Genomic DNA, 11651 nt, shown 5'->3' with positions numbered 1-11651 from the left:
TCGTCGCTCTCGCCCCGCGCGGCGAGCCGTGCGCCCTGCGCGGCGCCGTGCTCCAGCCGCACGCGCACGGCGGAGGCCGACAGCGCCGCGACCACGAGCAGCACGACGAGGACGACGGCCGGCACCACCACCGCGAGCTCCGCGGTCACCGATCCGCCCTCGTGGCGCCATCCGGTCGGGCCGCGCTCGCCGAGCGGGCGCCGGATCATGCGACCGTGAGCGCGCGCCGCACCAGGTCGGTGAGGATGCCGCGCACCTCGTCGCTGCGCATGATGATGACGAGGAGGCCGGCGAACGCCACCGCCGCCATCGTGGCGATCGCGTACTCGGCGGTGGCCGCGCCGGACTCGTCGGCGAGCAGCCGCGCGGCGCGGCGGCGCGTGAGCCGAGGGAGGACCGTCGGTCGGGGTGCGGCGGCGGACCCGCTCGTCGCGGTCGGCCCGACGGAGGCCGCGGGGCGTGAGGGGTGGGTGTCGGTCATGGGGATGCTCCTTCTCGCGGATGGACGGTGGGCACGTTTCAGAGGGTCAGCACGCTCGAGCTCACGACGCTCAGGAGCATCGGCGCCACGCCGAGCGTCAGGAACGCCGGCAGCGTGCACACGCCGAGCGGCAGCAGCAGCCGCGACGACAACCGGGCGGCGCGCAGGCGCCCCTCGGTGCGAGACCGATGGCGGTCGAGGGCCGCGGCGCCGCGGAGCAGCTCGACGGCGGGAGCGCCCGCCGTGCGCGAGAGGGCCAGGATCGACGGGACGTCGGTCGAGAGGTCGTCATCGGTGGAGACGACGGCGTCGCTCCGTGCCGACCTCCGCCGACGCGGCGCACGCCGCGGATCGGCGCGTCCGGCCTCGACGTCGAGGGCACGGACGGCCTCCTCTGCCTCATCGACGACGGCGAGGGCGCGATCGATGGAGACGCCGCCGGTCAGGGCCACGGCGACGAGCTCGGCCCGCAGGCCGGGCACGGCCGACGGCGGCTGCGCGCGGCGCACGAGCCGCGCCGTCCAACGGTGCGCGGCCAGCATGAGCATGGCGCCGGCCAGCACGCACGCGACCCCGACCGGATGACCGAGCGTCCGGACGACGTCGAAGCCCAGAGCCGCCGACAGGGCGACCGCGACGAGCGGCAGCCACGCGATGAGCCGCGCGGTCGCGGCCGGCTCGGCCAGGGCGACGCGCACGTCGTCGCGCGAGGCCTCCGCCTCGCGCAGCGCCTCGGCGATCGTGCGCAGGCTGTGCGCGAGGGGCGCGCCCACGATCTCGGCCACACGCCACGCGATCGCGACGTCGCACCACGCGCCGCCCCCGCGGGCGATGGCGTCGCCGAGCGCGGCTCCGTCGGCGATCCGGGTCACGGCCGTGCGCGCGGCCGGATCGCCGCTCGTGGCCAGGTGCTCCCACGCGCGCCGGGGCGCGATGCCCGCCTGGAGCAGCACGGCGATCCGCTGCACCGACGCGGCGACGCCCTCGGCATCCGCCGCGGCGCCCTCCTCCCCCGACGACGGCCGACGGCGGAGCCCGAGCACGGGGCGCGGACGGCGCGGGGGCGCGGACGCGGCATCCCGCCCGTTCACGCCAGCTCCCGCACGCTCAGACGTCCCGCGACGACGACCGGCCGGGCGATGCCGACGACGCGACGGATGCCGTCGGACCGCCGCTCCACGTGCACGATCGCCCCGATCGCGCTCACGACCTGCCGCGCGACCGCGTGGTCGTCGAGGCCGGCGAGGGCGCCGAGGGCCTCGAGCCGGGCGGGCACGTCGCGGATGCCGCTGGCGTGCACCGTGCCCGCTCCGCCGTCGTGCCCGGTGTTGAGCGCCGTGAGGAGCTCGCGGACCTCCTCGCCGCGGCACTCGCCGACCACGAGGCGATCCGGCCGCATCCGCAGCGCCTCGCGCACGAGGCGCGCGAGCGGCACCGCGCCCGCGCCTTCGAGGTTCGCCTGGCGCGCCTCGAGCCGCACGTGATGCGGGTGCGCGATCCGCAGCTCCGCGACGTCCTCGATCGTGACGATGCGCTCCCCCGTCGGCACGAGCGAGAGGAGCGCGGCCAGCAGCGTGGTCTTGCCGCTGCCGGTCGCTCCGGTCACGAGCACGTTCGCGCGCTCGGCGACGAGGCGTCGCAGCCGCGCGACCATGACGTCGTCGACCATGCCGCGATGCGCCAGCTCGTCGAGAGAGGGGATGCCGGTCGCCGGGAGCCGGATGGAGATCGCCGTGCCGCCGCACGCCACCGGGGGCAGCACCGCGTGCACGCGCGCGCCGTGCTCCCAGCGCACGTCGACGCACGGCGTCGCGTCGTCGAGGTGGCGGCCGCCGATGCCGATGAGCGCGACCGCGAGGGCCCGCACCTCCGCCTCGTCGGCACGCCAGTCCGCCACGTGCTCGGCGCCGCGACCGCGATCGACGAACAGCCCGTGCGCGCCGTTGACGAACACGTCGGTGACGTCGGGGTCGGACAGGTGCGCGCGCAGGGGCGCCAGCACGGCGTGGTCGGGCAACGGACGCCGCGCACGGCGCGGCTCGGCGACGGCCCGATGCGGCAGCGGGGCCGCGGGCGACGCGCCCCGGCGCTCGCGACGCGACGCCGTGGCGACGGGACCGCCGTCGCGGGGCCGGACGACGAAGGGCTCGGACATGCGCTCGACGGTATGCGCCTCGCATCCGTCGTCGAGCGCGGAATCCGCGATCCGTGGAGAGCCCGCGCGATCGCCCCGTTGTGGAGGAGTCCGCGGCGCCGTCGTCCCCCGGGCGATTCCCTGACGAGCCCGGAAGAAAGAAGAGGGCGGCATCCCATGGGGGGGAATGGGATGCCGCCGCAGCAGCACCCCGTCAGGGGGGTGGAGATCGGGTTGCTGCAACGCCTGAATCTGAGTTCGGGCGCCGCTCAGCATACGCGGCACAGCGCTCGGTTTCAAACATGACGCGCGCACGTCGTGGCATCCGCCCCGCCCACGACCTACTATCGGCGGTGGAGACCCGCGTGCCACCAGCCTGTCGGCGCGCCTCCGAGCCGATCACACCGCAAGGGAGCGCGTCGTATGAGCAGCCAGATCGACCACCTGCTGGAGGAGACCCGGCGCTTCGCGCCATCGGCCGAGTTCGCCGCGCAGGCGGTCGCGACCGCCGACCTCTACGAGCAGGCCGCGGCCGATCGCGAGGGCTTCTGGGCCGCGCAGGCGCGGGCGCTGCACTGGCACACGCCGTTCACCGAGGTCCTGGACTGGTCGAACCCGCCGTTCGCCCGCTGGTTCGGCGACGGCGAGCTCAACGTCGCCTACAACTGCCTCGACCGTCACGTCGAGGCCGGCAACGGCGACCGCGTCGCGCTGCTGTGGGAGGGCGAGCCGGGCGACTCGCGCGCGGTCACCTACGCGGAGCTCACCGAGGAGGTGAAGCGGGTCGCGAACGTCCTCATCGGGCTCGGCGTCGCGGCGGGCGATCGCGTGGCGATCTACCTGCCGATGATCCCGGAGGCGGTCGCCGCGATGCTCGCGTGCGCGCGGATCGGCGCCGTCCACTCGGTCGTCTTCGGGGGCTTCTCGGCCGACAGCCTGCGCTCGCGCATCGACGACGCCGGAGCCAAGGTCGTGATCACCGCCGACGGCGGGCACCGCAAGGGCAAGGTGTCGGCGCTCAAGCCCGCCGTCGACCTCGCGCTCGGCGACCGGGGCGGGCTCGGCCCGCAGCAGACCGTCGAGCACGTGCTCGTCGTCCGCCGCGGCGGCAACGAGGTCGACTGGACGCCCGGCCGCGACCTGTGGTGGCACGACGTGGTGCCGGCCGCCTCCGCGGAGCACGAGGCGGCCGCCTTCCCGGCCGAGCAGCCGCTGTTCATCCTCTACACGTCGGGGACGACCGGCAGCCCCAAGGGCATCCTGCACACCTCCGGCGGCTACCTCACCCAGTGCACGTTCACGCATCGGAACGTGTTCGACCTGCGCCCCGAGACCGACGTGTTCTGGTGCACCGCCGACATCGGCTGGGTCACCGGCCACTCCTACGTCGTCTACGGGCCGCTGGCCAACGGCGCCACGCAGGTGCTGTACGAGGGCACGCCCGACACCCCGCATCCGGGCCGCTGGTGGGAGATCGTGCAGAAGTACGGCGTCACGATCCTCTACACCGCCCCCACGGCGATCCGCTCGTTCATGAAGATCGGCCGCAAGATCCCGCGACGGTTCGACCTGTCGTCGCTGCGGCTGCTCGGCTCGGTGGGCGAGCCCATCAACCCCGAGGCGTGGATGTGGTACCGCCGCATCATCGGCGGCAAGACCACGCCGATCGTCGACACCTGGTGGCAGACCGAGACCGGCGCGATCATGGTGTCGGCGCTGCCCGGCGTCACCGAGACCAAGCCCGGCAGCGCCCAGGTGCCCCTCCCGGGCATCTCGGTCGACGTCGTCGACGAGGACGGCACGCACGTCGGCAACGGCAACGGCGGCCTGCTCGTCATCACCGAGCCGTGGCCCAGCATGCTGCGCGGCATCTGGGGCGACCCGGAGCGGTTCGTCGCGACGTACTGGGAGAAGTTCCAGCGGCTCGGATACTACTTCGCCGGCGACGGCGCACGGCTCGACCGCGACGGCGACGTGTGGTTCCTCGGCCGGGTCGACGACGTCATGAACGTGTCGGGCCACCGCCTCTCGACCACCGAGATCGAGTCGGCCCTCGTCGGCAACGAGGCCGTCGCCGAGGCGGCGGTGGTCGGCGCGTCGGACGAGACGACCGGGCAGGCCGTCGTGGCGTTCGTGATCGTGAAGGAGTCGTACCTCGCCGAGCACTCCCCCGAGGGTCTCGCCGGCAGCCTGCGGCTCTGGGTCGGCGAGCAGATCGGGCCGATCGCGCGCCCCCGCGACGTCTACATCGTGGGCGAGCTGCCCAAGACCCGCTCGGGCAAGATCATGCGGCGACTCCTGCGGGACGTCGCCGAGGGTCGCGACATCGGCGACACGACGACGCTGGCGGATGCCGCGGTCATGAACGTCATCAGCGCACAGGTGCGCTGAGCCCCGGCATCCGTTCGACATCTGCCGAGTCACTGCCGAACCGTCGAGTCACCGTGGTGTCGCACAGTGACTCGGACCGGAGGCAGTGAGTCGGCGTCGTCGACCGAGGCTGCCCGCGAACTTTCAGCGGGCGGGGCGCTCGTCAGACGAGGCTGAAGACGACCTCGACCTCGACCGGCGAGTCCAGGGGCAGCACCGGCACGCCGACGGCGGAGCGCGCGTGGCGGCCGGCCTCGCCGAAGATCTCGCCGAGCACCTCGCTCGAGCCGTTGATGACACCCGGCTGCCCGGTGAACTCGGGGACGGATGCCACGAACCCGGTCACCTTCACGACCCCGCCGAGGCGGTCCACGCCGCCGGCGGCGGCGGCCGCGGCGGCGATCGCGTTCAGCGCGCTCTGGCGCGCGTAGGCCTTGGCGTCGGCCGGCGGCACGAGCCCGGGCCCGTCGCCCACCTTGCCGGTGGCGGGGAGGCTGCCCGCGACCATGGGCAGCTGCCCGGCCGTGTAGACGAGGTCGCCGTGCACCTTCGCCGGGACGTAGGCCGCCACCGGCGGCACGACCTCGGGCAGCTCGATGCCGAGCTCGGTCAGTCTCTGCGAGATGGTCATGTCAGCGCTCCTCGAACTGACGGGCGGCCTGAGCCGCGGCATCCAGGCCCGCGTTGGCGGCGGCACCGCCGCCGGACGGACGCTTGAGATAGGCCACCAGCCCGCCCTCGGGTCCGGGGACCACCTGGACGAGCTCCCACCCCTGCTTGCCCCAGTTGTTGAGGATGGCGGCGGTGTTGTGGATCAGCAGTGGGGTCGTGAGGTATTCCCACGTCGTCATCGAAGGCTCCCGGGATCGTCGCGGCACGGGGAGCCCCGAGCCCGCGCTCAGGTATCTCCCTTACGATCAACCCTATGCCTGAATCGAAACGGACGCCTGGCGGCGTCGCCGGCGGCCTCGCCGGTCTCGTGGGTCTGAGCGCCGTCGCGGGGATCCTCGTCACCGCGGCCGTGACGCCGGCCATCGCGGTTTCCGGTTACGCGGCCTCCAGCGCCATCTCGGTCTTCGACAACATGCCGAGCTATCTCGAGATCGACAAGCTCATGCTGCCGACCGAGATCCTCGCGAAGAACGGCGCCGGCGAGTACTACACGCTGGCGCAGTTCTACGACCAGAACCGCATCCCGGTCACCTCCGAGGAGGTCGCGCCCGTCGTCTACGACGCGCTGCTGTCGAGCGAGGACAAGAACTTCTATTCCCATGGCGGCATCGATCTGCTCGGCACCATCGGGGCCGTCGTCAGCAACATCCGCGGCAACGACACCCGCGGCGGGTCCTCGATCACGCAGCAGTACGTCAAGAACGTGCTGCAGCAGAGCTGCGAGCGACAGGCGAAGACCCAGGACGAGGTCGAGGACTGCTTCCTGCAGACCACGGTGTCCAGCGGCGCGCAGGGCATCGAGCGCAAGCTCCAGGAGATGCGCTACGCGATCCAGCTCGAGAAGCAGTACTCGAAGAACGACATCCTGATCGGGTACCTCAACATCGCCCACTTCGGCGGCACCGTGTACGGCATCGGCGCGGCCGCGCAGTACTACTTCGGCGTCAGCGCGAAGGACCTCACGATCGCCCAGGCGGCCGCGATCGCGGGCATGGTGCAGGAGCCCAACACCTACCGCCTCGACCGGCCGGACGGCACCTACTTCGACAAGAACGGCGTCGGCCACAACAGCGCGGCCGACGGCTACGCCGACACGAAGGACCGCCAGGAGTACGTGCTGTGGCGCATGTACAAGGACGGCAAGATCACCAAGGCCGAGTACGACGAGGCGATCGCCGCCCCCATCGAGCCGCACATCACGCCGCGCGGATCGGGGTGCCAGCAGGCCGGCGGCGCCGAGTTCTTCTGCGACTACGTCCGCACGATCATCACCGACGACCCCGCGTTCGGCCAGACCGCCGACGACCGCGCCGCCGCCCTCCGCCGCGGCGGCCTCAAGGTGTACACGACGCTCGACGTCGACCTCCAGCAGGCGGCGCTCAACGCGATGTCGATCATGCCGCCCACCGACCCCCAGCTCGACCTCGGCACGTCCGGCGTGCAGGTCGAGGCGGGCACCGGTCGCGTGCTGTCGATGGTGCAGAACCGCCTGTACAGCCAGGATCCCGACGTCCTCGCCGCCGACGGCAACTACACGGCGGTCAACTACAACGTCCGCGAGCAGAACGGCGGCGGCATCGGCCACCCGGCCGGCTCGACGTACAAGGTGTTCAGCCTCATCAACTGGCTCGAGCAGGGCCACTCCGTCAACGAGCAGCTCAACGGCCGCACGGGCACGAAGCGCATCGAGACGTGCGACGGCGCCACCCAGACCGTGCGCGCGGCCAACTCCCCCGGCTCGATCGGAAACTTCCAGAACAACCCGGGCTACAACGGCTCCGTCTACCGGTTCACGGTCGACTCGCTCAACTCCGGCTTCCTCGCGATGGCCGAGCAGATCTCGGTCTGCAGCACCAACCAGGTCGCCATGAAGATGGGCGTCATGCGCGGTGACGGCGGGCCGCTCGACGACCTGAACGTCGCCTACGACGTGCTCGGCTCGGCCAACGTCGCCCCGCTCGACATGGCCGAGGCGTACGCCGCGATCGCGGCCGGCGGCATCCTGTGCCAGCCGAAGGCGATCGACCGCGTGACCGACGCCGACGGCGTCGACCTGCCGCTCCCCCAGACGACCTGCACGCGCGTCATCAGCGAGCAGGTGGCGGCCACCGCGGCCTACACGCTGCAGGGCGTCATGAACGGCACCGGCGTCGACGCCCGCACGCACGACGGCGTGCCGATCTTCGGCAAGACCGGTATCCACGAGTACGAGCACACCTGGATGGACGGCGGCAGCTCGAAGGTCGCCACCGTGGTGTGGGTCGGCAACGTGTCCGGCCACGCCACCCTCGACGACTACTGGGTCAACGACTATCAGCTGTCGCGCGTGCGCAGCACGATCTGGCCCGACATGCAGCGCGCCGCCAACGCCAAGTACGGCGGCGACGAGTTCCCGTCGCCCGACCGCGACCTCACGAGGCAGGTGTACGCCGACCTCCCGAGCGTCATCGGCATGTCGATCGAGCAGGCGACGCAGACCCTCTCCGACGCGGGCTTCGAGGTCAGCGTGGGCGGCGAGGTCGACGGCGTGGAGGCTGCCGGCACGATCATCGCCCAGGAGCCCGGCGCCGGCCGCGTCGTCCCCGGCACGACCGTCGTGATCCGGCCCAGCAACGGCGTCGGCATCGCGGTGCCGTCGGTGAGCGGCACGCCGTCCGCGGCGGAGTCCGAGCTGCGATCGGCGGGATTCGGACGTGTCGAGAGACAGTGCACGCAGGATGCCGGCGCCACCGGTCCCGGCGTCGTGACGGGCACAGATCCCGGTGCCGGCGCGGTCGTCAACCGCAACGCGATGATCACCGTCCACTACCAGCGCGACAGCTGCCCGTGATCGCCGCGCAGCGTGCCGCCCTCGCCGCCGTCGCGACCGTGGGCGCGATCGGCGCGGGCGCGACGATCTGGGGCATCGGCATCGAGCGGTTCCTGTTCACGCAGCGCCGCCACGAGCTCGCGGTGCTGCCCCCGGGCTCGACGCCGCTGACCGTCCTGCACCTGTCGGACGCGCACATGGCGCCCTGGCAGCGTCGCAAGCAGGACTGGATCGCCCGCGTCGCCGACCTCGTCCAGCCCGACCTCGTGGTCAACACGGGCGACAACCTCGGCCACGCCGACGGACTCCACGGCATCCGGCGGGCGTTCGCCCCGCTGCACGGCGTGCCGGGCGTGTTCGTCCACGGCTCCAACGACGTGGTCGGTCCGTCGGCGCGCAATCCCCTGCTCTACTTCCGCGGTCCGTCGAAGCGCACGCAGCGCGCGCAGCCCCTCGACACCGCGGCCATGGACTCGTTCTTCACGCACGAGCTGGGCTGGGCCGACCTCAACAACCGCGCGGCCGCCCTCGACGTGCGGGGCCTCCGCATCGACGCGTTCGGCGTCAGCGACGCCCACCGCGACTGGGACGAGCTCGACGTCCTCCCCGCGGCGATCGAGCGGCTGCGTCCGGCGTCCGGTCCCGTGCTGACGATCGGCGTGACGCACGCGCCCTACCGTCGCGTCCTCGACCGCTTCGTCGAGCTGGGCGCCGACATGCTCTTCGCCGGACACACGCACGGCGGCCAGGTGCGCATCCCGTTCTCGCCCCGCGCCCTCGTCGCCAACTGCGACATCCCGCTCGATCAGGCCCGGGGCCTCAGCACGTGGTCGCACGACGGACGCACGGTGCCGCTCAACGTGAGCGCAGGGCTCGGCCACTCGATCTACGCGCCGGTGCGCTTCGGCTGCCGGCCCGAGGCGTCGGTCCTCGTCCTGCGCGCCACGTCGTGATCGGATCCCGCCCTCGATTCGGTGCGAGCGCCTCGACAGGGTAGACTCGGAGGGTTGCCACGGGGTGTGGCGCAGCTTGGTAGCGCGCTTCGTTCGGGACGAAGAGGCCGCAGGTTCAAATCCTGTCACCCCGACTCGCAGGAGGGCTCCGCCGCGGGCGGAGCCCTTCTCGTACCCACACCGCACGGAGCCGCCATGTCCTCGTCCACGCCGCCGCCGCGCCTCGTCGCCTTCGACCTCGACGACACGCTCGCCCCGTCGAAGGCGCCGATCTCGCCGCGCATCGCCGACCTGCTGATCGGCCTCGCCGAGCGCGTCGAGGTCGCGATCATCTCCGGCGCGCAGCTCGGGCAGTTCCGCACGCAGGTCGTCGGTCAGCTGCCCCCCGCCCCCGCGGAGACCCTCGCCCACGTGCACATCATGCCCACGTGCGGCACCCAGTACTACCGCATCGCCGCCGACGGCCTCACCACGATGTATGCGTATCCGCTGACCGACGACGAGAAGGCGCGCGCGATCGACGCCGTCGAGCGGGAGGCGCGCCGCCTGGGCCTGTGGGCGACCGAGACGTGGGGCGACGCCATCGAGGACCGCGGGTCGCAGATCACGTTCTCGGCCCTGGGCCAGTTCGCCCCGCTCGAGGCGAAGGTCGCCTGGGACCCCACCGGAGAGAAGAAGAACCGGCTGCGCGACGCGGTCGCCCCGCTCCTGCCCGACCTGGAGGTGCGCTCGGGCGGCTCGACCTCGGTCGACATCACGCACCGCGGCATCGACAAGGCCTACGGCATGAACCAGCTCGTGACCGAGACCGGCATCCCCCTCTCCGACATGCTCTTCGTGGGCGACCGTCTCGACGAGCACGGCAACGACTACCCGGTGCTCGCGATGGGCGTCCGCTGCCAGGCCGTCACCGGCTGGGAGGACACCGCGGACTTCCTCGCGCGCCTCATCCCGACGCTCCCCGAGCGCGACTGACCGGCTTCACCCGCCGCACGGGGCACGGCTTCGCGATACGGTGAAGGCGTGCGTTCGTCGCGGTCCCCGGGTCCGTGGCCGACGCCGCTCCGTCGCGAGATGCCGGGAGGCATCCCGCATCGTCCTCGACGCACATGGAGGTTGTGATGGCTGAGCCGATCGGTCCCGTCGACAGCTCGAAGATCCCCCGCTACGCCGGCCGTGACGGGTTCGCCCGACTCCCCCGGCTCGACCAGGTCGACCGCGCCGACATCGTCGTCGCCGGCGTCCCGTTCGACAGCGGCGTCTCGTACCGTCCCGGCGCGCGCTTCGGTCCGACGCACATCCGCGAGGCGTCGCGACTGCTCCGCCCGTACAATCCCGCGCTCGACGTGTCGCCGTTCGCGATCGCCCAGGTCGCCGACGCGGGCGACATCGCCGTCAACCCGTTCAACATCGGCGAGGCGATCGAGACGATCGAGGATGCCGCGACCGAGCTGACCCGCGACGGCACGCGCCTGGTCACCTTCGGCGGCGACCACACGATCGCCCTGCCGCTCCTGCGGGCCGCGGCGAAGCAGCACGGCCCCGTGGCGCTCCTCCACTTCGACGCGCACCTGGACACGTGGGACACCTACTTCGGCGCGGAGTACACGCACGGCACGCCGTTCCGCCGCGCGTTCGAGGAGGGCATCATCGACACCGAGGCGCTCAGCCACGTGGGCACGCGCGGCCCGCTCTACGGCAAGAAGGACCTCGAGGACGACCGGCGCTTCGGCTTCGGCATCGTGACCAGCTCGGACGTCTACTACCAGGGCGTCGCGGAGGTCGTGGCGAAGCTGCGCGACCGCATCGGCGACCGGCCGCTGTACATCTCGATCGACATCGACGTGCTCGACCCGTCGCACGCCCCGGGCACCGGGACGCCCGAGGCGGGCGGCATCACGAGCCGCGAGATCCTCGAGATCCTGCGCGGCTTCCGGGGCCTGAACATCATCGGCGCCGACGTCGTCGAGGTCGCCCCGCCGTACGACCACGCCGAGATCACCGGCGTCGCGGCCTCGCACATCGCCTACGACCTCGTGTCGCTCCTCGCGCTCAAGCACGAGGAGAACGCCACGGCGTAGTCCGCACGCGGCACGGCCGTCGCCGGCGCTCCCCACGGGACGCCGGCGATCGCCGTCTCCGACGGGATGCCGACGCGTCGACTCACTGGTCCGGCTCCGACTCCTGGTGCTGGAGCGCAGTGACCGGACGCGAGCGCAGTGACCGGACGCG

11 protein-coding genes and 1 tRNA gene are annotated in these 11651 nt (G+C 72.5%); 6 read left to right on the top strand and 6 right to left on the bottom strand.

The window, feature by feature from the left end; genetic code table 11:
- The 4 genes from WML84_RS08545 to WML84_RS08530 all read right to left on the bottom strand — a co-directional run.
- Positions 1-209: TadE/TadG family type IV pilus assembly protein (locus tag WML84_RS08545; protein WP_347345719.1), on the bottom strand; the 209-nt coding region annotated here is incomplete at its 3' end.
- Complete coding sequence (locus WML84_RS08540; RefSeq protein ID WP_347345721.1) at positions 206-361, bottom strand: DUF4244 domain-containing protein; 156 nt, start codon at positions 359-361, stop codon at positions 206-208. The genes WML84_RS08545 and WML84_RS08540, both read right to left, overlap by 4 nt.
- A 158-nt stretch (positions 362-519) precedes the next feature.
- Positions 520-1572 carry a type II secretion system F family protein gene (locus WML84_RS08535; RefSeq protein WP_347345718.1) on the bottom strand — a complete coding sequence of 351 codons (1053 nt, stop codon included), beginning with the start codon at positions 1570-1572 and terminating at the stop codon, positions 520-522.
- The gene (locus WML84_RS08530) at positions 1569-2636 is read right to left on the bottom strand and encodes a TadA family conjugal transfer-associated ATPase (RefSeq protein ID WP_347345717.1); all 1068 of its coding nucleotides are present in this window, start codon (positions 2634-2636) and stop codon (positions 1569-1571) included. Before WML84_RS08530 ends, WML84_RS08535 begins: the two co-directional genes overlap by 4 nt.
- Before the next feature lie 402 nt (positions 2637-3038).
- Here WML84_RS08530 and acs point away from each other — a divergent pair, with 402 nt between their 5' ends.
- The gene (gene acs / locus WML84_RS08525) at positions 3039-5006 is read left to right on the top strand and encodes an acetate--CoA ligase (protein WP_347345716.1); all 1968 of its coding nucleotides are present in this window, start codon (positions 3039-3041) and stop codon (positions 5004-5006) included.
- Between the two features lie 142 nt (positions 5007-5148).
- Here acs and WML84_RS08520 read toward each other — a convergent pair whose 3' ends face one another.
- Both WML84_RS08520 and WML84_RS08515 read right to left on the bottom strand, forming a co-directional pair.
- A complete protein-coding gene (locus WML84_RS08520; RefSeq protein WP_347345715.1) occupies positions 5149-5616 on the bottom strand; it encodes a RidA family protein in 468 nt (155 codons plus the stop codon).
- Position 5617: 1 nt separating this feature from the next.
- Positions 5618-5836 carry a hypothetical protein gene (locus WML84_RS08515; RefSeq protein WP_347345714.1) on the bottom strand — a complete coding sequence of 73 codons (219 nt, stop codon included), beginning with the start codon at positions 5834-5836 and terminating at the stop codon, positions 5618-5620.
- 74 nt (positions 5837-5910) lie between these two features.
- Here WML84_RS08515 and WML84_RS08510 point away from each other — a divergent pair, with 74 nt between their 5' ends.
- The 5 genes from WML84_RS08510 (at position 5911) to speB (ending at position 11500) form a co-directional block, all read left to right on the top strand.
- Entirely contained in the window at positions 5911-8487 is a 2577-nt protein-coding gene (locus WML84_RS08510; protein ID WP_347345713.1) for a transglycosylase domain-containing protein, read from the top strand.
- Positions 8487-9419: a metallophosphoesterase gene (locus WML84_RS08505; protein ID WP_347345720.1), complete on the top strand. Its 933-nt coding sequence runs from the start codon at positions 8487-8489 to the stop codon at positions 9417-9419. The genes WML84_RS08510 and WML84_RS08505 overlap by 1 nt, the downstream gene beginning before the upstream one ends.
- Before the next feature lie 60 nt (positions 9420-9479).
- Positions 9480-9553 (top strand) — tRNA-Pro (locus WML84_RS08500).
- Between the two features lie 61 nt (positions 9554-9614).
- Positions 9615-10394, top strand: coding sequence for an HAD-IIB family hydrolase (locus WML84_RS08495; RefSeq protein WP_347345712.1), 780 nt, complete (start codon positions 9615-9617; stop codon positions 10392-10394).
- Positions 10395-10540: 146 nt separating this feature from the next.
- A complete protein-coding gene (gene speB, locus WML84_RS08490) occupies positions 10541-11500 on the top strand; it encodes an agmatinase (protein WP_347345711.1) in 960 nt (319 codons plus the stop codon).
- Positions 11501-11651: the final 151 nt, after the last annotated feature.

It is taken from the genome of Microbacterium sp., assembly GCF_039812165.1.
Classification (GTDB): domain Bacteria; phylum Actinomycetota; class Actinomycetes; order Actinomycetales; family Microbacteriaceae; genus Microbacterium.
Note: the sequence above shows the minus strand (reverse complement) of the source record. Positions and strands in the feature narration are given on the sequence as shown.